The 22,734-nt window shown below is 66.1% G+C and carries 23 protein-coding genes, 1 tRNA gene and 1 riboswitch; of the genes, 16 read left to right on the forward strand and 8 right to left on the reverse strand.

Annotated elements, in window-relative coordinates; translation table 11 throughout:
* Positions 1–90: 90 nt before the first annotated feature.
* The 5 genes from O5K39_RS13925 (at position 91) to O5K39_RS13945 (ending at position 5,308) form a co-directional block, all read left to right on the forward strand.
* Positions 91–182 (forward strand) — tRNA-Ser (locus O5K39_RS13925).
* A 36-nt stretch (positions 183–218) separates the two neighbouring features.
* Positions 219–411: riboswitch (cobalamin riboswitch) on the forward strand.
* Positions 412–561: 150 nt separating this feature from the next.
* Positions 562–2,553: a TonB-dependent receptor gene (locus tag O5K39_RS13930; RefSeq protein ID WP_271144216.1), complete on the forward strand. Its 1,992-nt coding sequence runs from the start codon at positions 562–564 to the stop codon at positions 2,551–2,553.
* A gap of 99 nt (positions 2,554–2,652) precedes the next feature.
* Positions 2,653–3,537, forward strand: coding sequence for an ABC transporter substrate-binding protein (locus tag O5K39_RS13935; protein ID WP_271144217.1), 885 nt, complete (start codon positions 2,653–2,655; stop codon positions 3,535–3,537).
* Entirely contained in the window at positions 3,534–4,520 is a 987-nt protein-coding gene (locus O5K39_RS13940; protein ID WP_271144218.1) for an iron ABC transporter permease, read from the forward strand. The genes O5K39_RS13935 and O5K39_RS13940 overlap by 4 nt, the downstream gene beginning before the upstream one ends.
* Positions 4,517–5,308: an ABC transporter ATP-binding protein gene (locus tag O5K39_RS13945; protein ID WP_271144219.1), complete on the forward strand. Its 792-nt coding sequence runs from the start codon at positions 4,517–4,519 to the stop codon at positions 5,306–5,308. Before O5K39_RS13940 ends, O5K39_RS13945 begins: the two co-directional genes overlap by 4 nt.
* Positions 5,309–5,537: 229 nt before the next feature.
* On the opposite strand, the gene O5K39_RS13950 is transcribed toward O5K39_RS13945, so the two are convergent.
* From O5K39_RS13950 to ligK, 4 genes are read right to left on the reverse strand one after another with little or no spacing between them, the layout of a single operon-like run.
* Positions 5,538–6,722 carry an MFS transporter gene (locus O5K39_RS13950; protein ID WP_271144220.1) on the reverse strand — a complete coding sequence of 395 codons (1,185 nt, stop codon included), beginning with the start codon at positions 6,720–6,722 and terminating at the stop codon, positions 5,538–5,540.
* Positions 6,723–6,733: 11 nt separating this feature from the next.
* Entirely contained in the window at positions 6,734–7,624 is an 891-nt protein-coding gene (locus O5K39_RS13955) for an amidohydrolase family protein (protein WP_271144221.1), read from the reverse strand.
* Positions 7,621–8,676: a 4-oxalomesaconate tautomerase gene (locus O5K39_RS13960; RefSeq protein WP_271144222.1), complete on the reverse strand. Its 1,056-nt coding sequence runs from the start codon at positions 8,674–8,676 to the stop codon at positions 7,621–7,623. The genes O5K39_RS13955 and O5K39_RS13960 overlap by 4 nt, the downstream gene beginning before the upstream one ends.
* Positions 8,669–9,343: a 4-carboxy-4-hydroxy-2-oxoadipate aldolase/oxaloacetate decarboxylase gene (gene ligK, locus O5K39_RS13965; RefSeq protein WP_271144223.1), complete on the reverse strand. Its 675-nt coding sequence runs from the start codon at positions 9,341–9,343 to the stop codon at positions 8,669–8,671. Before ligK ends, O5K39_RS13960 begins: the two co-directional genes overlap by 8 nt.
* A 101-nt stretch (positions 9,344–9,444) precedes the next feature.
* Between ligK and O5K39_RS13970 the strand changes: the two genes are divergently transcribed.
* The 8 genes from O5K39_RS13970 (at position 9,445) to O5K39_RS14005 (ending at position 16,727) form a co-directional block, all read left to right on the forward strand.
* Positions 9,445–10,611, forward strand: coding sequence for a LysR family transcriptional regulator (locus tag O5K39_RS13970; protein ID WP_271144224.1), 1,167 nt, complete (start codon positions 9,445–9,447; stop codon positions 10,609–10,611).
* A 70-nt stretch (positions 10,612–10,681) separates the two neighbouring features.
* Entirely contained in the window at positions 10,682–11,569 is an 888-nt protein-coding gene (locus O5K39_RS13975; protein ID WP_271144225.1) for an NAD(P)-dependent oxidoreductase, read from the forward strand.
* Complete coding sequence (locus O5K39_RS13980; RefSeq protein WP_271144226.1) at positions 11,566–12,591, forward strand: amidohydrolase family protein; 1,026 nt, start codon at positions 11,566–11,568, stop codon at positions 12,589–12,591. The genes O5K39_RS13975 and O5K39_RS13980 overlap by 4 nt, the downstream gene beginning before the upstream one ends.
* Positions 12,588–13,001, forward strand: a complete 414-nt coding sequence (gene ligA, locus O5K39_RS13985; protein WP_271144227.1) for a protocatechuate 4,5-dioxygenase subunit alpha — start codon at positions 12,588–12,590, stop codon at positions 12,999–13,001. Before O5K39_RS13980 ends, ligA begins: the two co-directional genes overlap by 4 nt.
* On the forward strand, positions 13,001–13,843 hold the full coding sequence (locus O5K39_RS13990) for a class III extradiol dioxygenase subunit beta (protein ID WP_271144228.1): 843 nt from the start codon (positions 13,001–13,003) through the stop codon (positions 13,841–13,843). The genes ligA and O5K39_RS13990 overlap by 1 nt, the downstream gene beginning before the upstream one ends.
* Positions 13,844–13,860: 17 nt before the next feature.
* Positions 13,861–14,802: a Gfo/Idh/MocA family oxidoreductase gene (locus tag O5K39_RS13995; protein ID WP_271144229.1), complete on the forward strand. Its 942-nt coding sequence runs from the start codon at positions 13,861–13,863 to the stop codon at positions 14,800–14,802.
* The gene (pobA, locus tag O5K39_RS14000; protein ID WP_271144230.1) at positions 14,799–15,980 is read left to right on the forward strand and encodes a 4-hydroxybenzoate 3-monooxygenase; all 1,182 of its coding nucleotides are present in this window, start codon (positions 14,799–14,801) and stop codon (positions 15,978–15,980) included. The genes O5K39_RS13995 and pobA overlap by 4 nt, the downstream gene beginning before the upstream one ends.
* Before the next feature lie 261 nt (positions 15,981–16,241).
* A complete protein-coding gene (locus tag O5K39_RS14005) occupies positions 16,242–16,727 on the forward strand; it encodes a cupin domain-containing protein (RefSeq protein WP_271144231.1) in 486 nt (161 codons plus the stop codon).
* Here the strand turns inward: O5K39_RS14005 and O5K39_RS14010 are convergent.
* Positions 16,718–17,119 carry a hypothetical protein gene (locus tag O5K39_RS14010; RefSeq protein WP_271144232.1) on the reverse strand — a complete coding sequence of 134 codons (402 nt, stop codon included), beginning with the start codon at positions 17,117–17,119 and terminating at the stop codon, positions 16,718–16,720. The genes O5K39_RS14005 and O5K39_RS14010 overlap by 10 nt on opposite strands.
* 118 nt (positions 17,120–17,237) lie before the next feature.
* Between O5K39_RS14010 and O5K39_RS14015 the strand changes: the two genes are divergently transcribed.
* The gene (locus tag O5K39_RS14015; RefSeq protein WP_271144233.1) at positions 17,238–17,708 is read left to right on the forward strand and encodes a hypothetical protein; all 471 of its coding nucleotides are present in this window, start codon (positions 17,238–17,240) and stop codon (positions 17,706–17,708) included.
* A gap of 182 nt (positions 17,709–17,890) precedes the next feature.
* On the opposite strand, the gene O5K39_RS14020 is transcribed toward O5K39_RS14015, so the two are convergent.
* Positions 17,891–18,571 carry a TetR/AcrR family transcriptional regulator gene (locus tag O5K39_RS14020; RefSeq protein WP_348637108.1) on the reverse strand — a complete coding sequence of 227 codons (681 nt, stop codon included), beginning with the start codon at positions 18,569–18,571 and terminating at the stop codon, positions 17,891–17,893.
* An 8-nt stretch (positions 18,572–18,579) separates the two neighbouring features.
* On the reverse strand, positions 18,580–18,810 hold the full coding sequence (locus O5K39_RS14025; protein ID WP_271144235.1) for a hypothetical protein: 231 nt from the start codon (positions 18,808–18,810) through the stop codon (positions 18,580–18,582).
* Between the two features lie 301 nt (positions 18,811–19,111).
* Here O5K39_RS14025 and O5K39_RS14030 point away from each other — a divergent pair, with 301 nt between their 5' ends.
* Positions 19,112–19,888 carry an acetoacetate decarboxylase family protein gene (locus O5K39_RS14030; protein WP_271144236.1) on the forward strand — a complete coding sequence of 259 codons (777 nt, stop codon included), beginning with the start codon at positions 19,112–19,114 and terminating at the stop codon, positions 19,886–19,888.
* 582 nt (positions 19,889–20,470) lie between these two features.
* On the opposite strand, the gene purM is transcribed toward O5K39_RS14030, so the two are convergent.
* Positions 20,471–21,502, reverse strand: coding sequence for a phosphoribosylformylglycinamidine cyclo-ligase (gene purM / locus O5K39_RS14035; RefSeq protein ID WP_271144237.1), 1,032 nt, complete (start codon positions 21,500–21,502; stop codon positions 20,471–20,473).
* Positions 21,503–21,582: 80 nt separating this feature from the next.
* Here purM and rnd point away from each other — a divergent pair, with 80 nt between their 5' ends.
* Positions 21,583–22,731: a ribonuclease D gene (gene rnd, locus O5K39_RS14040; RefSeq protein ID WP_271144238.1), complete on the forward strand. Its 1,149-nt coding sequence runs from the start codon at positions 21,583–21,585 to the stop codon at positions 22,729–22,731.
* Positions 22,732–22,734 lie beyond the last annotated feature (3 nt).

Consider the following 22,734-nt stretch of genomic DNA (forward strand, 5'->3'; position numbering starts at 1 on the left):
ACAACCCCCATGGATGTCGCGTTAACGCGCGAACTTTGGCGCTCCCCCGATTGCGCCCGGCGACGGTCTTCGCTATCGACAGCGCCTGCCGGAGACGTGGCCGAGTGGCTGAAGGCAACGGTTTGCTAAATCGTCGTACCCTGTAAGGGGTACCGAGGGTTCGAATCCCTCCGTCTCCGCCAGAACCTTTCCCGTTGCCTATGTGAACGACCTGCCCTAAGGGCAGCCCCGCGACAGGTTCCTCAGCGATGAGGATGAAAAGGGAACTCGGGTGTAAATCCCGGACTGCCCACGCAACTGTAAGCGGCGAGCCCGCGCACCATCAGCCACTGGACCCCCGGGTCTGGGAAGGCGGTGCGCACCGGCATTGACCCGTGAGCCAGGAGACCTGCCCGTCGTGGTCGTCCTTCGCGCGGACGTGGTGTGCCGAGCGGAACGGGATCTACCCGAATGACGACGTCTGTTGGGCCGCGTGCGAGCGCGGTCGCGACCGGGCGCGTCTGGTGTCCGATCGCGATCGATCTCGGCCGGCTCGTTGTCGAGCAAGGGATTGGACCCGAAATGAAGACCGCACTCCACCTCAGTGCCGCCACGGCCGCGCTTCTCCTCACCGCCACGACGGCTTCGGCGCAGGCCGTTCAGACAACCGATCAGGATACGGCCCTGTTGGGCGACGTCGTCGTCACGGCCAACCGCTCCGCTCAGCCTGCCGATCGGGTCGGCCAGTCGGTCACCGTCCTGACCACGAGTCAGATCGAGGCCAGCCAGGCCGTAGCGGTGGTCGATCTTCTGGCCCGCACACCCGGCGTCGGCGTCACCAGAAACGGCGGGCCGGGCCAGCCCACGGCCCTGCGCATTCGCGGGGCAGAGGGTGACCAGACCCTGGTCGTCGTGGACGGCGTCAAGCTGAACGATCCGTCCGCGCCCGGCGCGGGCTACAATTTCGGCAACCTGCTGACCGGCGACGTCGCCCGGATCGAGGTTCTGCGTGGGGCCCAGTCGACCCTGTGGGGATCACAGGCGATCGGCGGCGTCGTCAGCCTGGTCACCGCCCGGCCGACCCGACCGTTCCAGGCGTCGCTGGACGCCGAGGCCGGTTCGCGAGGCACGCACTCTCTGCGCGGCGGGATCGGTGGCGCGAGCGACCGGATCGACTGGCGCGTCGCGGCCTCTCACTATCAGACGGATGGTTTCTCGGCCTTCGCACGCGGAACCGAGGACGACGCCTATGAGAACACGGGCCTGAGCGGGCGCGTCAACGTCAAGGTGACCGAAGATGTCTCGCTCGACCTGCGCGCCGTCTATTCGAGTGGCACGGTCGATTTCGATGGATTCCCGGCCCCGGCGTTCTCCTTCGCCGATACCAACGAATATGGAACGACCAAGGATCTGGTCGCCTATGCGGGCGTCAACTTCGACCTGTTCGAGGACCGGCTGAAGAACCGGGTGGCCTATGGCTTCACGCGCACCGATCGCCAGAGCTTCAACCCGGCCCAGGCCAACACCACCCTGACCTTCGACTCGCGCGGTGAGAACAGGCGCTACGAATACCAGGGCGTGTTCGACATCCGCGAAGGCTGGACCGCGACCTTTGGGGCCGAACACGAGGACTCGGAGTTCCGCAGCGCCTCGCCGTCGTCCTTCACCCCGAACCCTGTCCCGGCAACGGCCTCAGTCGGGCTCGATGGCTTCTATGCACAGCTTCAGGCCGAGGTGGTCGATGGGCTTACCCTGACCGGCGGTGTGCGCCGTGACGAACACGATGCCTTTGGCGGCAAGACCTTGGGTCAGGCGGCGGCCGCCTGGGCGCCTAACGGTGGTTCGACGGTGCTGCGTGCCAGCTTCGGCCAGGGCTTCAAGGCCCCCAGCCTGTATCAGCTCTACAGCGAGTACGGGAATGTCGCCCTGGCTCCGGAAGAGGCGGATGGGTGGGACGCCGGTGTCGAGCAGCACCTGTTCGGCGGCGCGGTGGTCGTTTCGGCGACATACTTTGATCGGGACACGACCAACCAGATCGACTTCGCCTCCTGCACGGGCACAGAAACCATCGTTTCGAACCCGCTGTGCTTCCGAAGCACGGCGGCCCCGGGCTCCCCCCCCGTCCTAATCCGGCGCTTCGGCTATTACGCCAACATCGCCCAAACCAGCGCGAATGGCGTGGAGCTGGCGGCCCAGGGGACGTTCGGCGCGCTGCAACTGGACGCCAACTATACCTTCACTGAAACGATGAACGAATCCCCCGACACCAACCGTGGCAGGGAACTGGCGCGTCGGCCCCAGGACATGGCGAACCTGTCGGCGACCTATGTCTGGCCTTTCCGCCTGTCGACGACGGTGGCGGCGCGCTATGCGGGCGAAAGCTTCGACAATGCGTCCAACACGGCACGGCTCGACGCCTACACCCTGGTCGATCTGAGGGCGTCCTATCCGGTCAACGACACGGTCGAGATCTATGGCCGGATCGAGAACGTCGGGGACGAGGTTTATGAGACGACGCGGACCTATGGTGTCGCGGGTCGCGGGACCTTCATCGGTGTCCGGGCGCGTTTCTAGAGTGACGGTGGCGCGGACGGTTCGATCCGTCCGCGCCGAGCCGTGCTTGCATCACAGTGTGGAGCGGCCAGTGTGGGCCCGGCAGCAGGGGAGGGACAGTTGACCAAGACACTGGACCGCCGCGCGGCCGTCTCGGGTGGGCTGACGCTGGCGCTCGCCACAGCGGCGTGCGGGTCGGCCCATCCGGTGGCACCCGTCGGGTCGGCTGCCGGTCCGCCGCGACGCATCGTGTCGGTCAATCCGTGCCTGGACGTCATCCTGCTGGAGGTCGCCGACCGGTCGCAGATCGCGGCGCTCAGCCACTATTCCTCCGACGCCTACAACTCGACCATCGCCGCACAGGCCCGCCAGTTGCCGTCCACGCGCGGGACGATCGAGGAGATCATCAATCTGACGCCGGATCTTGTGCTGTCCGGGCCGGGTCAGGCGCGGGTCGATCTGCTGGAACGCCTCGGTGTCCGGTCCGGGGTGTTCCCTGTGCCGGAGACGGTTGCCGACAGTCTGAAACAGGTGCGTGAGGTGGCGACCCTGATCGGCCATCCCGATCGCGGCGAGGCGGTCGTCGCGCGGATCGAGGCCGCCTTGCAGGCCGCAGACCCATCCCCCGGCGCAAAGCCCCTGTCGGCCCTGGTCTTCATGCCGGGCGGTTTCGCATCGGCGCCCGGCACCCTGATGGACGAGATGCTGACCCGAACCGGGTTCCGCAACGCCGCGACCGACTATGGGCTGCGCCAGTCGATGAGCGTGCCGCTGGAACGGATCATCGCCGATCCGCCGGATGTCCTGCTGTCCGGCGAAGCGACCGCCGGTGCCCCCAGCCGGGCCGAGCGGCTGGTCCGCCATCCGGCGCTGGCCTCCGTCTCCGAGCGGATCCGGCGGGCGACCTTTCCGGAGCGTCTGCTGTTCTGTGGCGGCCCGGTGCTGATCCAGACGGCGGCGGCCCTGGCGCGGGCGCGCGACGCAGCAGAGACGAGCTCCGCATGAAGCCGGTCAGCCGTCCCCTTCTCTATGCGGGCCTGATCGGCCTGTTGGTGATCCTGTCGATGGTCAGCCTGCTGGCGGGCCGGGTCTGGGCCCCATGGAGCGCGTGGACCTCGTTCGGCGCCGACCCCCGCTGGTCGATCGTGTTCGAGCTTCGCCTTCCGCGGACCCTTCTGGGGATCGGGGTCGGTGCAGCGCTCGGCCTGTCGGGTGCGGCCTTGCAGGGATACACGCGCAACCCCTTGGCCGATCCGGGCGTGTTGGGTGTCTCGGGCATGGCCGCTCTGGGAGCGGTGTTGACCCTCTATTACGGGGTCACGGCGGTCGCGCCGTGGGCCCTGCCGGTCGCGGCGATCAGCGGTGCCCTCATCGGGGTCGGCCTCCTGATGCTGCTGTCGGGCGCGGCGTCCAGCATGGTGACCTTCATCCTGGCGGGAGCGATCCTGAACGTCCTGTCCAGCGCCGGACTGTCGCTGGCCTTGTCGCTCGCCCCCAACCCCTGGGCCGTCAGCGAGATCGTAGACTGGCTGATGGGATCGCTGGCGGATCGCAGCTTCGATGAGGTGACGATGGCCCTGCCGTTCATCGCCGTCGGATGTGGGTTGCTGCTCGCCACAGGCCGGGTCCTCGACGCCCTCACCCTGGGCGAGATGGGCGCACGGTCGCTCGGCGTCTCGATGTCGCGCACGCGCTGGTTTCTGGCGCTCGGCGTCGGTCTGGCAGCGGGGGCGAGCGTGGCGGTGACGGGCGTCATCGGCTTCGTCGGACTGGTCACGCCGCATCTTTTGCGGCCTTTCGTCGGGGGCCGGCCGGGGGCCTTGCTGGGCCCCAGCCTGCTGGGCGGTGCCGTCATCGTGCTGGCCGGCGATATCGTGGTCCGGGTCATCCCGGCGGCGGTGGAGGTGAAACTGGGCGTCGCCATGGCCGTGCTCGGTGCCCCCTTCTTCCTGGTGCTCCTGCTCCGCCTGCGGAGGACGATGACGTGAGCGTCCTGGCCTGCGAAAATCTGGGTGTGACGATCGGCTCGCGATCGATCCTCTCCGGCATCGACCTGAGCCTGTCTGCCGGGGGCGTGACGGCCATCGTCGGTCCCAACGGTGCGGGCAAGTCGACCCTGCTGACCTGTCTGGCAGGCCTGCGCGAGCCAAACTCTGGCCGGGTTACGCTGGATGGAGCCGACCTCACCGGGGTCAAGCCTCGCCAACGCGCGCGTCGCCTGTCCTACCTGCCCCAGACTCCTGAGATCGCCTGGCCCATCGAATGCCGCACCCTGGTTGAACTTGGGCGGACCCCCTTCATCGGCGCACGAGGCCAGACGGATGGGGATCGCGCTGCCGTCGACAGGGCCATGGCGTCTGCCGATGTGACGGCGTTCGAGCACCGGTTGGTCGACAGCCTGTCGGGCGGCGAGCGCGCACGGGTGCTGATGGCGCGCGCGCTTGCCAGTGAGCCGGAATGGCTGCTGGCCGACGAACCCCTGACGGGCCTGGACCCCGCCCATCAACTCGATGCCGCCGCTCTGTTCGGAAGACTGGCCCGTGATGGTGTCGGCGTCGTCGTCACCCTGCACGATCTGTCCATGGCGTTCCGGATATCGGACCGAGTCGTTGTCCTGTCGCAGGGCCAGGTCCTGGCCGACGGCCGCCCCGATGCCGCGCTGACGCCCGAGATTTTGCGCCGTGCCTACGGTGTCGAGTCGACGCGGATCGAAGGCCCTGGCGGCCCGCTGATCGACGTGCAGAGCCGGACGTCGTCGCGTGCAAAAGTCGAGTAGCGGCCAGTAGCGCACCGCGCGGCCTGCTCAGCGGTGCGCCTGACGACGACTTTCGCGCAGATCACCGTCCGGCCCGGTCACGTGGAGTGTTCGACGATCCGTTTCAGGTCTTCGATCAGTCGGCCGTGATTTTCGCCGACAAGCATCGCCAGCTCGTGCTGGCTCGCCTGTTAATGCAGCGATCCTCACCAGACGGCCCCTTGATGCGCCAAGGCCGCGATGCGGGGGATCAGGCCGTCTGGTCTCTGTCGCCGCCCGGCCGGATGAAGCTGAGGGCAAAGGCGGTGAGGCCGGCGAAAGCGGCGATGGGGATCATGACCCTCAAGACGTCTGCGACCGGCGCGCCGGCACCCAGCATGGCCCCGGCCAGGATGGGGCCGGCGATGGATCCCAGCCGCCCCACGCTGATCGCCGCGCCGGCACCGGCACCCCGCCCCAGGGCCGGGTAGTAGCCGGCCGTTACGCCGTACAGGGCATACTGGGATCCTAGCAGGCAGAAGCCGGCGCCGGCGCTGAGGATCAGGATCGGGGTCGCCGTGGTGACGGTTGCCATACCGACGATGGCCGCGATGAACAGGGCGAAGGCCAGGGCCAGGGGCCAGCGCCATCCGAACCGGTCCGCGCAGGCGGCGAGGACGATCGATCCCACCACGCTGCCCAGATTGAAATACAGGGCGGTCTGCGGCGCCACGGACGCCGACAGCCCCTTGGCGACGGCCAGGGTCGGCAGCCAGTTCAGCAGCAGATACAGGATCATCAGGGTCGGGAAGAAGGCCAGCCAGATCAGCAGGGTCGGGGCCGCGCGTCCTCCGCCAAAAAGGACATTCGCCAGGGATGGCGGCCTGGCCCTGGTCGCATCGACGACGGCGCGGGTCTCCTTCAGTAGGATCACGAAGGCCGGGATCAGGATCAGCGGTGCCGCACCGCCCAGCAGGAACAGGGCGCGCCAGTCCACACCCTGGGGCAGGTTGGCGGCGACAAGGGCCGAGGTCGCGCCCCCCACGGGCATGCCGCAAAAGATCAGGGACGTTATCAGGGTGCGTCGTCCCGGCGGGCTGATCTCTGACGCGATCGCCACCATATTGGGCAGGGCCGCGCCGAGGCCTAGGCCGGTCAGGAAGCGGACGGCGGTCAGGACCGGAAAGGTGTCCGCCACCATCGTCGCCAGGGTGAAGACCCCGAACACCGCGACGGAGCCGATGAAGACGGGCTTGCGCCCCACCTTGTCGGCCAGCCAGCCTCCGAAGGCAGCCCCGATCGCCAGACCGACATTGGCGATGGCGAAAACCATCCCCATCTGGTCCGGCCCAAGCCCCAGTTCGGGGGCCATGCGCGGCGCGGCGACGCCCATCGCCTGGATGTCGAAGCCTTCCAGCACGGCGACGGCGAAACACAGCCCGATGATGATCGCCATACTGGCGGCTCTCATCGAGCGCTCACGGGCTGTTCAGGCCAGTAGAGGCGCATCGGATTGGCGACCAGCAGCCGGTGTTGCAGTTCGGCTGTGACGGCAATGCGGGGGATGACATCGACCAGATGGCCATCGTCGGGGATATTGTCCTGCATGTTCGGGTGCGGCCAGTCGGTGCCCCACAGGATCCGGTCGGGATAGCGTTCGACGATGGGCCGCACGACCTCGACGAAGTCGTCCCACGGGTCGGCCTGTGCCGACAGCCGGTCGGGGCAGGTGACCTTGGTCCAGATGTCGTCGCGGCTGTCGAGCAGGGCCTTGAACGCCGTGATTTCCGGACCGTCGGGGCCCTGCGACATCGACGGCCGACCCATGTGATCGATGACGATGGGCGTCGGAATAGCATCGAGGAAGGGCAGCATCTCGTCCAGGATGTCGGCCTCGAAATAGATGACGACATGCCAGTCCAGATCCTGGATGCGTTTTGCGACCTCGATGAACCGGTCCTTGGGCGCGTCGTCCACGAGCCGCTTGAGGAAGTTGAAGCGGACGCCACGAATGCCGCCGTCATGCAGGGCGTTCAGCTCTTGGGTGGTGATTGCCGGATCGACAACGGCGACACCGCGCGCCATGCCGTTCGACTTCGCGATGGCATTCAGGGTCGCTGCGTTGTCCGTGCCGTGGCAACTGGCCTGGACGATGACGTTGCGGGAAAAGCCGAGATGGTCTCGCAGGGCGAACAGCATCTCCGGACCTGCGTCCTCGGGCAGGTATTTGGCCTTGGCGCTGAACGGGAACTCGGCCATGGGCCCGAAGACATGACAGTGGGCGTCAACGGCACCGGGGGGCGGCGTGAACTTTGGCTTCGACGCGTTTGCGTGCCAGCTGACAATGCGCTCACTCATGCGAAGACAATCCCATCCATCAGTTTGCGGGCAGTGCGGAGCATGGCCGAGGTGACGACGGTGCCGGCCTCGTCCAGTTCCATGACGCAGGTGGTCTCGCCGGTCGGATGTTCGACCGACAGGGTCTTCTTGCGGCCGTCCGGAATGACCGCGACCTCAGCGGCGGGTGAGCAGTCGATCAGGCAGGCGGTGGCCACGCTGACGGCACCCAGGACGCCGATCGAGGCGTGGGCGCGTTTGGGGATGAAGCTGCGGACCGTGACCGCGCCACCGTTCCGGGGTGGGGCGACCAGCATCATCTTGGGCACCGACTTGTCGGCCACGTCGCCCAGATTCATCATCGGCCCGACGATCAGCCGTATGGCCTCGATCCTGGCCTTCAAGATCTCGTCGGCGTCGAGCTCCTCCCGCGTTTCGTATCCCGTCACGCCGACGTCCTCGGCCTTGAAGACGACGCAGGGCATGCCGTTGTCGATCAGGGTGACGCGGACGCCGTTAACCTCGTCTACGGCGTTGCCGGTGGGCAGCAGGGCTCCGCAGCTCGATCCGGCCGTGTCGCGAAACTCCAGCGGCACGGGGGCGGCGGTTCCGGGCACACCGTCGATGCGGGCGTCTCCATTGTAGGTCACCGCTCCGTCCGGCGTCCGGACCGAGGCGACGGCGATCTGGCCGGTGTTGACCATGAAGATGGTGACGGGGGTTTCGTCCCCGGTCGCGGGGACCAGGCCGCGCTCGATGGCAAAGGGACCGATCCCGGCGAGGATGTTGCCGCAGTTCTGCTGGTCCGTGACGATGGCCTTGTCCACGAAGACTTGCAGGAACAGATAGTCGACATCGACGCCGTCGCGGTCCGACCTCGACACCACGGCGACCTTGGACGTCAGCGGATCGGCGCCGCCCATGCCGTCGATCTGGCGCGGATCGGGCGAGCCCATGACCCGCAGCAGGAAGGCGTCCCGTTCGGCGATATCGGCGGGCAGGTCGTCGGCCAGGAAATAGCCCCCCTTGGACGTCCCGCCCCGCATCCACATCACGCGAGCGGAGTCAGACATACTTGAGGCCCATCTCGGCCAGCTTGCCGCGCATGTCATAGATGTCGAGGCCCAGTTCGCCAGCGGCGAGGCGCTGGCGCTTGGACTCTTCAAGCGCCTCCCGGGCCTGGGCCTTCTTCAGTACCTCGACCGCGTCGGTGCGGGGCACGACGCAGACGCCGTCGTCGTCCGCGATGACCACGTCGCCGGGGTTCACCACGGCACCGGCGCAGACGATGGGCACATTGACCGAGCCCAGGGTGCCCTTGATCGTGCCCTGGGCGTGGACCGCCTTCGACCAGACCGGAAAGTTCATCTGGGTCAGATCGCGCACATCACGCACCCCGGCGTCGATGATCAGGCCACGGCAACCGCGCGCCTGGGCCGAGGTGGCCAGCAAGTCGCCGAAATAGCCGTCGGTGCAGGGGCTGGTCGGTGCCAGAACCAGGACGTCGCCTTCACGAAGCTGTTCGATGGCGACGTGGATCATCCAGTTGTCGCCCGGAGGGGCGGAGATGGTCACCGCCGATCCGGCGATCCGGGCTCCGACGTAGATGGGCCGCATGTGCGGGGCCAGCAGTCCGGTGCGCCCCTGGGCCTCGTGGACCGTGGCCACGCCACAGGCGGCGAGACCGTCGATGGTTGCGAGGTCAACGCGGTGGATGTTCTGGACGACGATGCCCGCCATGACGGCTCCCTTGAGTTCAGCACCGAAGGTGATGCGAGCGCGCGGTGTTCAGCGCTAATGGGAAAGCTGGTGTGCATATTAGCCTGTGCTAAGTCTCGTCCGTGGAACCATTCGCTCTCAATATCCGCCATCTGCGTGCCGTCGCTGCTGTCGTGGAGACCGGAAGCATCAGCGCGGCCGCTCGCGTCGTGAACCTGACCCAGCCCGCGATCACCCAGGGTATCGCCAAGCTGGAGCGGCAGATCGGCCTGCCCCTGTTCGAGAGACGGCCCGGCGGGATGACGCCGACGGCGGCGGCGACCCTGCTGGCACCGCGTGTCGCGGCGGCGATCAGGCTGATGGACAGCCGCCATGCGACGGCGGCCCAGATCAGCGCCTTCCTTGCCCTGGCGCGGCGCGGGAGCTATTCCGGTGCCGCCGCCGAGACCGGGCTCAGCGAGCCGTCCCTGCATCGGGCGGTCGGCGACCTCTCGCTGGCGATCGGCCATATCCTGGTCGAGCGGCGTGGCAAGGGGGTCGCGCTGACGGCGCGGGGCGCGGGGGTCGCGCGACGGTTCAGGCTGGGCGAGGCTGAACTGCGCTCGGCGATGTCGGAACTGGCCTTGCTCGAGGGGCGCGAGGTCGGCCGGATCACCGTCGGTGCCATGCCCCTGTCGCGCGCCCGCCTGCTGCCAGCGGCCGTGGGGGCTTTCCACGCCTTGCATGGCGAGGTCAGCGTCGGGATCATCGAGGGGTCTCATGCCGAACTCATCGGGCCGCTCAGGGATGGCGAGATCGACATGATGGTCGGCGCGCTTCGCTCCAGCATCACGGACGAGGGTCTCATTCAGACACCGTTGTTCGAGGATCGGCCCGTCATCCTGGCGCGGGCCGGCCATCCGCTCGCCGGGGCGGCGGAGCCGATGACACCTGAGAGGATGCTGGCCTATCCATGGATCACACCGGCGCCCGGAACGCCACTGCGTTCCCAGTGGCAGGCGATGTTCGAGGCGGCGGGCGCGGTCGCGCCGCGCGTGCCGATCGAGTGCGGGTCGGTCATCATGATCCGCCAGATGCTGTTGCAGAGTGATTTCCTGACCCTGCTGTCACCGGATCAGGTGGCCGTCGAGCTGGATGCAGGCTGGTTGGTCAAGGTCGCCGACGCCCCCGGCGACGTCAGCCGCACGATCGGCGTCACTTCCCGTGCGGATTGGCGGCCCACCGCGCTTCAGCGCCGGTTTCTCGATGTGCTCGGCGAGCAGGCCCGGCTTATCGCTATGAACCCATAGTTCGTATTTCTTGATAGGGCGGCGGACAATCCGATTGGCCGGTTGAGGCGGACCTGCCTATCCCCGTCCCATGGTTCTGAACCTTGATGGCATAGCCGTGATCGGCTTCGGCGAGGCGGGGCAGACGTTCGCCTCTGCGGGCGGCTGGGGGAATCGGGCGCGGGTTTACGATCGCCTGACCGACGACGCGGCGACGCGCGATGCGAAATGGGCCGACTATCAGGCCGCGAGCGTCGTCGGCAGCGACGCTGCGGCCGACGCCGTCGCAGGGGCCGCCGTCATCCTGTCGCTGGTCACCGCCGATCAGGCTCTGGCCGTTGCGGTCGAGGCCGCCAGGTCGATGGCGCCCGGTGCCCTCTACTGCGATCTCAACAGCGTCGCCCCCGAGACCAAGCGCGCCGGCGCCCGGGCCATCGAGGCTGCGGGTGGCCATTATGTCGACGTCGCCGTGATGTCCCCGGTCCAACCCGCCGCCATGGTCGCGCCTCTGTTGCTGAGCGGTGCCAAGGCCGAAGACGCGGCCCAGGCCCTTGACCGTCTGGGGTTCACCAACATCCGCGTCGTGGGGCGTGAGGTCGGTCGAGCGTCCTCGATCAAGATGATCCGCTCGGTGATGATCAAGGGGCTCGAGGCCCTGAGCACCGAATGCGTCCTGGCCGCGAGCGAGGCGGGGGTGCTCGACGAGGTGATCGCCTCACTGGATGCCAGCTGGCCCGGTGCCGACTGGGGCCCGCGCGCCGACTACAACCTCGACCGGATGATGGTCCACGGCCTGCGTCGCTCGGCCGAGATGGAGGAGGTGGTTCGCACGCTGGACGACCTCGGCGTCGGGTCGGACATGAGCCGGGGCACGGTGGTCCGTCAGGCCGCCGTCGGATCGCTCGGTCTCAAGACGCCTCCCGTTGGCCTGCTCTCCAAGATCGCCTCGGTGCTGAACAGAAGGGCGAAAGCCGCATGACCCTGATTATCGACTGCCACGGCCACTATACGACGGCACCCGAGGCCCACACGGCCTGGCGCGAGGCGCAGGTGTCGGCGTATCGAGCCGGTGAGCCCGCGCCCGCCTATCCCGATATCTCCGACGACGACATCCGCGAGACGATCGAGAAGAACCAGCTGAAGCTACTCCGGGAACGGGGTGCCGACCTGACGATCTTCTCGCCGCGCGCCTCGACCATGGCGCCCCACGTCGGGGACGAAGCGGTCAGCCTGGAATGGGCCCGGCGCTGCAACGATCTGATCGCGCGGGTCGTGGGCCTGTACCCCGAAACCTTCGTCGGCGTCTGCATGCTGCCCCAGTCGCCCAAAGCCGATCTGGCCGGTTCGATCGCCGAGCTGGAACGGTGCGTCAACGAACTGGGCTTCATCGGCTGCAACCTGAATCCCGACCCCGGCGGCGGCCATTTCCAGCATCCGCCCCTGACCGACCGCTACTGGTATCCGTTCTACGAGAAGATGGTCGAGCTGGACGTTCCGGCCATGATCCACGTCTCCGGCAGCTGCAACCACGCCCTGCACGCCACCGGTGCCTATTACATCGCCGCCGACACCATCGCCTTCATGCAGCTGATCGAGGGCGATCTGTTCAAGGACTTCCCGACCCTGCGGCTGATCATCCCGCATGGGGGAGGGGCCGTGCCCTATCACTGGGGCCGGTATCGCGGCCTGGCCGACATGCTCAAGAAGCCGGCTTTGGCGTCGCACCTGATGAACAACGTCTTCTTCGACACCTGTGTCTATCACCAGCCGGGTGTCGATCTGCTGGTCAAGGTGATCGAGACCAAGAACATCCTGTTCGGCTCGGAAATGGTCGGGGCGGTGCGCGGCATCGACCCCGAGACCGGCCAGTATTTCGACGACACCAAACGCTATGTCGATGCGCTCGACGTGTCGGACGACCAGCGCCACGCGATCTTCGAGGGCAATGCGCGTCGCGTGTTTCCCCGCCTCGACGCGATCCTGAAAGGGCAGGGGCGATGATCGCGGAGACGCAGGATATCCACGAGTATCTGGAAGAACTGGAGGATATCCCCGGCACCCGCGTATTCACTGCCGCCCGCGCACGCAAGGGCTACTGGCTGAACCAGTTCTGCATGACACTGATGCAGGCCGACAACCGCGAGCGGTTCAAGGCGGACGAGCGCGCCTACCTTGACGAATGGCCGATGACCGAGGCGCAGAAGGCCGCGGTCCTGGCCCGCGACTACAATGCTGCGCTCGACGAAGGCGGCAACATCTACTTCCTCGCCAAGGTCTTCTTCACCGACGAGATCAGCTTCCTGCAGGCCGTCGGAACCATGACCGGCATGAGCCAGCCTGACTATCAGGCGATGATGATCGCCGGCGGTCGCTCGCCGGTGGGTCTTCGTTCCAAGAAGGAATCCCTCTGATGGCCCGTATCACCGCCGGCGTTGCCACCAGCCATGTACCCGCCCTGGGCGCGACCATCGATCACGACAGGACGGGCGAGCCATACTGGGCCCCCGTGTTCGCCGGCTATGAATGGACACGGGCGTGGGAGAAGGCCCAGAAACCCGACGTCGTGATCCTGGTCTACAATGACCACGCTACGGCCTTCGACATGAACTTCATCCCGACCTTCGCGATCGGGTGCGCCGAACGCTACGCCTCGGCCGACGAGGGATGGGGCGCGCGCCCGGTGCCCGACGTCATCGGCGATGCGGATCTGGCCTGGCACATCGCCCAGTCGTGCATCCTCGACGATTTCGACATGACCATCGTCAACAAGATGGACGTCGACCACGGCCTGACCGTGCCGCTGAGTCTGATGTTCAACCAGCCCGAGGCCTGGCCGTGCAAGGTCGTGCCGCTGGCGGTGAATGTGGTTACATATCCGCCTCCTACGGGAAATCGTTGCTACGCCCTGGGCGAAGCCATCGCGCGTGCGGTCGCCTCCTATCCCGAAGACCTGAACGTCCAGATCTGGGGCACGGGCGGCATGAGCCACCAGCTCCAGGGGCCGCGTGCCGGCCTGATCAACCAGGAATGGGACCAGCGCTTCCTCGACGACCTGACCGCCGATCCAGAGCGCCTGCGTCACATCCCGCACATCGAATACCTGCGCGAGACCGGTTCCGAAGGCATCGAGATGGTCATGTGGCTGATCATGCGCGGGGCGCTGGGCGCCGACGTCCGCGAACTTCACCGGCACTACCATGTGCCCGCTTCCAACACCGCGGTCGGGCACATCGTGCTCGAACCCGTCACCTGATTTCAGGAGATTCCCCCATGAAGATCGCACTCGCCGGCGCCGGCGCATTCGGTGAAAAACACCTCGACGGACTGCAGTTGATCGACGGTGTCGAGGTCGTCAGCCTGATCGGCCGGACTCTGGAGCCGACCCAGGCTGTCGCGGACAAATACGGCATCAAACACGTCACGACCGACCTGGCTGAAAGCCTGGCCATGCCCGAAGTCGATGCGGTCATCCTGTGTACCCCGACCCAGATGCACGCCGCCCAGGCCATTGCCTGCATGGATGCCGGAAAGCACGTCCAGGTCGAGATTCCCCTGGCCGACAGCCTGGCCGACGCCGAGGCCGTCAACGACAAGCAGCACGAGACCGGTCTGATCTGCATGGTCGGCCACACCCGGCGCTTCAATCCGAGCCACCAACTGATCCACAAGAAGGTGGTCGCCGGGGAACTGGCCATCTCTCAGATGGACGTCCAGACCTATTTCTTCCGCCGCAAGAATATGAACGCCAAGGGCCAGCCGCGCAGCTGGACCGACCACCTGCTGTGGCACCACGCGGCCCATACGGTCGATTTGTTCGCCTATCAGTGCGGCCCCATCGTCAAGGCCAATGCCATCGAGGGGCCACTGCATCCCGAGCTTGGGATTGCCATGGACATGTCGATCCAGCTCAAGAGCGAATCTGGCGCGATCTGCACCCTGTCGCTGTCGTTCAACAACGACGGGCCGCTGGGGACCTTCTTCCGCTATATCGGCGACAACGGCACGTGGATTGCCCGCTATGACGACCTGTTCACCGGCAAGGAGGAACAGGTCGATGTGTCGAACGTCGACGTGTCGATGAACGGCATCGAGCTTCAGGACCGCGAGTTCATCGCCGCGATCCGCGAAGGCCGTGAGCCCAACAGTTCGGTCGCCCAGGTGCTGCCCTGCTACCGCATCCTCGACCAGCTCGAAAAGCAGTTGCAGGCATGACGACCGTCCAGAAAACCCAGGTCGCGATCGTCGGCGGGGGCCCGGCCGGGCTTCTGCTCGGCCATCTGCTTCGGCTGGAGGGGATCGAGGTCGTCATCGTCGAGCGCGCCAGCGCCGACTATGTGCTGGGCCGGATTCGGGCCGGGGTGCTGGAGGCGACCCTGACCGACCTGCTGCACAAGCTGGGCATCAACGAAAGACTGAAGGCCGAAGGCCTGCCGCACGACGGATTCTATCTGGCGGACGGGGAGAAGCTGATCCACATCAACGTCGGCGAACTGACCGGCAAGACCGTCACCGTCTATGGCCAGACCGAGGTCACGCGCGACCTGATGGACGTCGCCGAGGCGCGGGGACTGCAGATCGTCTATGAGGCGGGCGACGTGACCCTCAACGATATCGAGAGCGACACGCCCTGGCTGACCTATTCCAGGGACGGGGTGGAGCACCGGCTAGACGCGCGTTTCATCTGCGGCTGCGACGGCTTCCACGGACCGTCGCGCAAGGCCATCCCGGACAGCGTCGGGCGGGTCTATGAGAAGGTCTATCCGTTCGGCTGGCTCGGCATTCTGGCCGATGTGCCGCCGTGTCACCACGAACTGATCTACGCAAACCATCCGAACGGCTTCGCCCTGGCGTCCATGCGATCAGAGACGCGCAGCCGGTACTACATCCAGGTGCCGGTGGATGAAGACATCGCGCTCTGGCCCGATGACCGGCTGTGGGACGAGCTGGCCGTGCGCTTGGGTCCGGAAGCGGCGGCCCGGATGACACGGGGGCCGGCGATCGAGAAGTCGATCGCGCCGCTGAGATCCTTCGTGTTCGAGCCCATGCGGCACGGGTCGCTGTTCCTGGCCGGGGATTCCGCTCACATCGTCCCGCCGACCGGGGCGAAGGGGTTGAACCTGGCCGCCTCCGACGTCGCCTATCTGTCCGACGCCCTGATCCGGTTCTTCAAGTCCGGTGATGAGGACGGCGTCGCGGGCTATTCGGAAAAGGCCCTTGCCCGGGTCTGGAAGTCCGAGCGGTTCAGTTGGCAGCTGACGACCCTGATGCACCGGTTCCCCGGGACGGACGCTTTTGACCGGCGGATGCAGCAGGCGGAGTTGGACTATATCGCCGGTTCCCGCTCGGCCAGGACAGCGATTGCCGAGAACTACGTCGGTCTTCCTCTGTGAGACTTGAGGCTGCGGCGGTGAGACTTGAGGCTGCGGCGGTCGGGCGTCCGCATTCGCAAGACGGATTGTGATTGATCCAAACAATCACATTTACAGATCCATTTCGTAGACTAGCCTTTTGTCCCAGGCCCGCAAAAGAAGGGTCGCGGGTGGGGAAATGGTTGTGAAGTCGCTGTGTATTCGCATTGAAAGTGCCGGCCTCTTCAGACCGATGGCTGCAACTGCACTGCGCCGTGGCAGTCTTTCGGCGGACGCCCGCTGATGTCTGCCCTGCCAGTCCGCCGCATTGTGACGACGCACGATCCGGAGGGCCGGTCGGTCATCCGCAGCGACGAGCAGCTGACGCCTGCTCCGATCCCGAGTGGTGACGCCGACTTCCAGCTCATCTGGACCACACCGGCGGTGCCGGCCGACCTCAATGACGGCAGCGACGGGCCCATCCCGGCGGGCCTCACGCTGAACGGCGGGTCGGTGATCCGGGTCGTCGACATGCTGCCGGGCAAGTCATCCCCACTCCATCGCAGCTATTCGATCGACTACGGGATCATCGTGTCGGGCAAGCTGGAGCTGGAACTCGACGGCGGAGACGTGGTCGCGCTGTCCGCAGGCGACATCGTCGTACAGCGTGGCACCAACCACCTCTGGCGCAATCCCTCGGTCGATACGGTCTGCCGGATCGTGTTCGTGTTGATCGAGGCCATTCCGGTGGAAGTCGGCGGCCGGGTCCTGCCTGAGATTCATCCGTGATCCGCCAGCCACAGCGGGTCGTTGTGACGGGTGCCGGCGGCTATGTGGGGGCGTCCCTCGTGCGGGCGATGCTGAACAACCCGGCCTACGCCCAGGCCGAGTTCTCGCTCAACGATCGGGATCTCACGGGTACCCCGGACGATCCGAGGGTCCGCCTTGTCGAAGGCGACCTGTGCGACCCCGATATTCAGCAGGCGTTGATCGATGGGGGCGCGGACCTCGTCTTTCATCTGGCCGGCATCCTGGGCGGTGCGGCCGAAGCGAACTCTGCGCTGGCGCGCCGCGTCAATATCGATGCGACGCTGTCCCTGTTCGAGGCGCTGCGTGATCTGTCGACCAACCCTCGCGTCGTCTTCGCGAGTTCGATCGCCGTTTACGGACCACGCCGGCATGACCGCATCGATGACGATACGCCGACCGATCCCGTGATGATCTACGGGGGCCCAGAAGCTGATCTGCGAAGTCGCGCTTCAGCAGTTCACAGCGCGGGGCTGGATCGACGGCGTCGCCTTGCGTCTGCCCGGGATTGTGGCGCGTCCGGGCGCGGACGCCCGGCTGAAGTCAGCCTTTCTCAACCAGGTGTTCTTCGCGGTGGCAGCCGGCGAGGATTTCAGCATGCCTGTCTCGGCCGACGGGACCTCATGGTTGATTTCGATCCAGGCCTGTGTCGATGCCCTGATCCACGCGGCGAAATTGCCGAGGCAACGTCTCGGCGAGCGCAGAGCGTTCAATCTGCCGGCCCAGAGGGTGATGATCGGGGCGCTGGTGGCGGCCATCAAGGCGCGACTTCCCGACAGTCCGTCGCAGATTCGATACGAGCCCGATCCCGCCGTCGAGGGCCAGTTCGCCAGCCAGCCGCCTCTGGACACACGAGTCGCGGACGAACTCGGCTTTCGTCACGACGGCGACCTGGCGACCTTGGTTCAACGCGCCCTGCCGCGAGATGTCGGCAACCCGATTGCGCCCGACAAGCGAGCCTGAACAGCCGAACAGTTCGATTATGGCCATCAATCGGAGTTGTGCTTGAAGCCGGGGGGGGGGGGGGGGGGCGACTGGCGTGTCTGGCCGGGTGCCAGATACCGTAAGGTGCCGTCCGACCGGCGCGGCCTGGCTGCAACGCTACTGCGGCTTTCAAACCGCGCCGACGCGCTGTCGATAGCCGGTCAGGCCGTATGCTCACCGAGCAGTTCAGTGACGACCGACTGAGAAACTGATTTCGCCTTGGGGCTTCTGACGCCGAGGGCCCGCAGAAGCATGAACGCCATCTCCTGAGTGATCGCCTGGGGCGACTTGGACACCTGCGTGTTCGAAAGGTAGTCGATGGTGTAGGCGATCATGCCGAAGGCGACGAGGACGCCACCTTCGATCGTGATGGAATGATACTGGCCCGCTGCGAGGCCGATCTCGATATCGTGCCTGACGCCGGCATTGATCGGGGCGGCGACATCGGCGCGCTTGGTCAGGTTGACCATGGCCCGGTATCGATCGGGGTGTTCACGGGAATACCGGACAAGCCCGACCATGGCCCGCGCCATGCGCGTCGCTGGATCGGTGACGCCCGTGTTGATCATGGACACTTCGCGTTCGCAATCGCTCTGGACCAGTTCGACGATCGCGTCGGCCAGGCTCTGCTTGTCCTCGAAATGATTGTAAAAGCTCCCTTTTGCGACGTCGGCGGACTCCACGATGTCGTCGATCGTCACGCCGTCGAAGTTTCTGGCCCCGAAGAGACGTTGGCCGGCTCCCATGATTGCGGCGCGTGTTCTGACCACCCGGCGATCGACCCGCGGTGCAGCAAGGATTTCGATCGGTGTGTCGGACTTTTTCGTGCCAGTCTTTGCCATTTGACCACCTAGTCATAATTGTACCCTCTTTTCAATATCGTGACGGCAGGGCGCTCCTGCCCGGAATCGGACCGCCCCTCATCGGGCGCGATCTGCCGAAGGTGTCGGGCGTTGCGGTTCTTGACCTCGATCAGCCCGAAGCCGCGCCTTTCGCCCAACAGATCGCTCTCTGGCTGGCGGACGCGAGTGCCGAGGCGGTGCTGATCCGTCCGGATCGTCATGTTTTTGGCACCGGACACGCCGTCGATCTGATGGCCGCCTGGACCGCCGCACTGACCGGAGCGCCCGCAGCCGTCAGTGGAGCGCCCAGGCCGGATCTCGTCCCTACACCCTGATTTCCAACCCATAGACCGGCGGGCGTTCGCGAAAAACGCGATGCGACTTTATCGCCGGCCAAACTGCTTCCACGAAAGGCAACATCACCATGGCCTTCGTAACCAACCCCGCATCCCGCTACCGCATGCCGATCATGTTCGGCCCCGCGCCTGGCCCCCGCCAGCACCCCGACGGCAGGATGTGGACGCCGGAGGAGGGGGGCGGATGAACTCCCTCTGGATGAAGACGAGCTTCCGTACCGATCCGGCAACGCTGGAGAAGCTGCTCCCGCCCGGCTTCAGCCTGCGTGGCGACCCGTTCGTGTCCGCCCGCTGCGCCTGGTTCAAGGACCTCTACTGGCTGGCCGGTCGTGGCTACGGCATCCTGTCCATCGATTTTCCCGTGACCTACCAGGGCAAGACCGAAAGGCTCGACGGGGCACTGTGTCCCGTGATCTGGGAGGGCAGCCCCGACGCGATCATGACGGGCCGCGATGAACTGGGCTTCCCCAAGATGTTCGCCAACTTCACCGACATCGACTGGGACGAGTCGGCCGGAACCGCGTCCTGTGATGTGAGCTGGTATGATCACACCTTCTTCAACATCCGCCTGACCGACCTCGTCGAGGAAGAGAATCCGGAGCGCAAGCTTCCCGGCTCCGGCGGTGGTGTCCAGATGTACTACAAATATGTGCCTCGCACGAGCCCGGGCGGCAAGGAGGGGGCCGACGTCGCCTGTGTGACGACATCGGCCGCCCCGGCGGGCAGCGGCGGCACGGTCGCCAATATCAACTTCGACGACTTCGAGTTCCGGCGGTGGACCGGAAGGGGTGAACTGGCCTGGATCAAGGCCACCTGGGCACAGCTGCCCCTGTCATTCCATGTCGTCAACGGCATGGCCGACCTCGACATTCTCGAAATCGTCGATGTCGAGATGGTCAAGTTCTCGGGCCCCGGTGTCGCCGTCGCGATGAACTCCCACCGAACCGTCGAGCCCGCCTGACCGCAAATCGTTCGGACCCCGCCCTGGCTGGTTTCCACGACGAACAGGTGCAGCTTACCCGCCACGATCCACACTTCGTCGATGTCGATGTGGAAGTGGCCAGCGCATAAGGCCTGAAGATCTTCAGGGCGATCCTGTCGCCCTTGATCCTAGGCAGCCGTCTGATGCCTTGCCGTTGCAAACAGCGGTGCAGGGCTGACCAGCTTCGGTGCGGGATCGTCGCCGGCCGGGCGCAAAGGCAGTCGTCCAAGGGAAGCAGGGCATGCTTGTGGAAGGGCGACGACCATTGCCTCCTCGTCGGCGGTCAGCACCATCGATCGAGGGGCCTGGGGACCTATGGCCGCGTCGCGGACGAAGACGCGCTTGCGCCACTTCGCTACGGGCTTTCGGTTCCGGCCGTAGCGCGCTGCTAGATTCTTGAGCGGAGCTTTCGATCGCTGTATCCCGGCTCGGACAGCGTGCGTGGCCGTGGCGCTGCCGTGAAGTATCTGGCCCATAGTTCCTCACGATCTGTGCGACCAGCTATACTGAGTCCATCACCCCTCGGGACTGAACACCTAACCACCGGCCACCAACCAGGCGTCAGGCCAGCTGCCCACAGACAAATGCCGCCTCGCCGGCTTCCAGCAGGCCTTCCAGCACCGCCTCGACGTTCTCCGGAGCCACGATCAGGATGAAGCCGATGCCGCAGTTGAACGTCCGGCGCAACTCGTGATCCGATATCCCGCCGACCTCGCCGAGCCACTTGAACACCGCCGGCATCGGCCAAGCGTCCCAGTCGAACGACGGGGTCAGGCCCTCGGCGATGCAGCGCGGCGGGTTCTCGATCAGGCCACCGCCGGTGATATGGGCCGCGCCCTTGATCAGACCAGCCTTCATCAGCGGCAGGACCGGCTTCACATAGATGCGCGTCGGCTCCATCAGGGCCTGGGCCAGCGACCGGTCCTTGGCGAACGGCGCGTCATCGCCCCACGACAGACCCGACTTCTCGACCACCTTGCGGATCAGCGAATAGCCGTTGGAGTGCGGCCCGGAGGACGCCAGGCCGATGATGACGTCGCCGGCGAACTGGCGATCCAGATAGGGCAGGGCGTGGCCCCGTTCGACGGCGCCCAGCGAGAAACCCGCCAGATCGTAGTCGCCGCCCGAATACATGCCCGGCATCTCGGCCGTCTCACCACCCACCAGCGCGCAGCTGGCCTGACGGCAACCCTCGGCGATCCCGGCGACGACCCGACGCGCCGCGTCGATCTCCAGCCTGCCGGTCGCATAGTAGTCGAGGAAAAGCAGGGGCTCGGCACCCTGCGCCAGCAGGTCGTTGACGCACATGGCGACCAGATCGACGCCGACGCCATCGTGACGGCCCGTCTCGATCGCGATCTTCAGCTTGGTGCCGACGCCGTCGGTCGTGGCGACGATCAGCGGATCGACGAATCCGGCGGCCTTGAGGTCGAACAGGGCCCCGAATCCGCCCAGCGACGCTTCGGCACCCGGCCGTCGCGTCGACTTGGCCAGGGGCTTGATCGCCTCGACCAGCATCTCGCCCGCATCGATGTCGACGCCTGCGTCGGCATAGGTCAGGCCGTTGTCCAGCGGCTTTGGTGTATCGCTCATGGGTTCGCGAGGCCTGAATCAGTGCGGAAATATGTCGTGGCTCTTGCCACAACGCCTGTGCGCGGGGCTATAGCATCCGAATGACGCCGATCACCACCAATGACGCTCTGGTTGCCTTCTGCGAGGCCGTATCGACCGCACCGTTTATCGCGGTCGATACCGAGTTCATGCGCGAGACCACCTACTGGCCCAAGCTGTGCCTGATCCAGGCGGCGACCCCGACGCATGAGGCGATCATCGATCCCCTGGCCGAGGGACTGGACCTGGGGCCCTTCCTGGACATCCTGCGCGACCCGGTCGTGATCAAGGTCTTCCACGCCGCGCGTCAGGACACCGAGATCTTCGTCAAGCTGGGGGCGATGCCCAAGCCGATGTTCGACAGCCAGGTCGCCGCCATGGCCGCGGGCTTCGGCGATCAGGTCAGCTATGATTCGCTGGTGCGTCAGATGCTGCGGATCGACCTGGACAAGGGCAGCCGCTTCACCGACTGGTCGCGCCGCCCTCTGTCGGACGCCCAGCTGACCTATGCCATCGGTGACGTGACTCATCTGGCGGCCCTCTATCCCAAGCTGCGCGACCGGCTGATCAAGGAGAACCGGCTGGACTGGGTCATGTCGGAGATGGAGGATCTGGTCGATCCAGAGCTTTACGACACGACGCCGGACAAGGCCTGGAAGCGGCTGAAGCCCAAGAAGTTCAACGCCAAATACCTGGCGGCCTTCAAGGCGACCGCCGTCTGGCGCGAACAGGCGGCCCAGGACCGCGACCAGCCGCGCGGTCGCATCCTGAAAGACGAGGCCATCGACGAGATCGCGACCCAGGCCCCCCTCGACGTCGAGGCCTTCAACCGCCTGCGCTCGGTGCCCAAGGGATTCGGCGGCTCACGCCTGGGTCTCGAACTGATCGAGGAACTGAAGCGGGTCATGGCCGACCCCGAAGCCCACGCGCCCAAGATGGACCGGCCCAGCCACAACCAGCCGGCGCCGCCCTCGGTCGTCGAACTGCTCAAGGTCCTGCTCAAGGCAAAGAGCGACAATGCCGGCGTCGCCTCCAAACTGATCGCCAATGTCGCCGACCTGGAAAAGATCGCCCTGTCCGACGAAGCCGATGTCGACGCCATGAAGGGCTGGCGCCGCCAGCTGTTCGGCGAGGACGCCCTGAAGCTCAAGCGCGGCGAAATCGCCCTGGTCCTCAACGGTGCCCGGGTCGAGGTGGTCGAGATCGAGTGACGG

The sequence above is a fragment of the Brevundimonas sp. NIBR10 genome (assembly GCF_027912515.1).
Lineage (GTDB): Bacteria > Pseudomonadota > Alphaproteobacteria > Caulobacterales > Caulobacteraceae > Brevundimonas.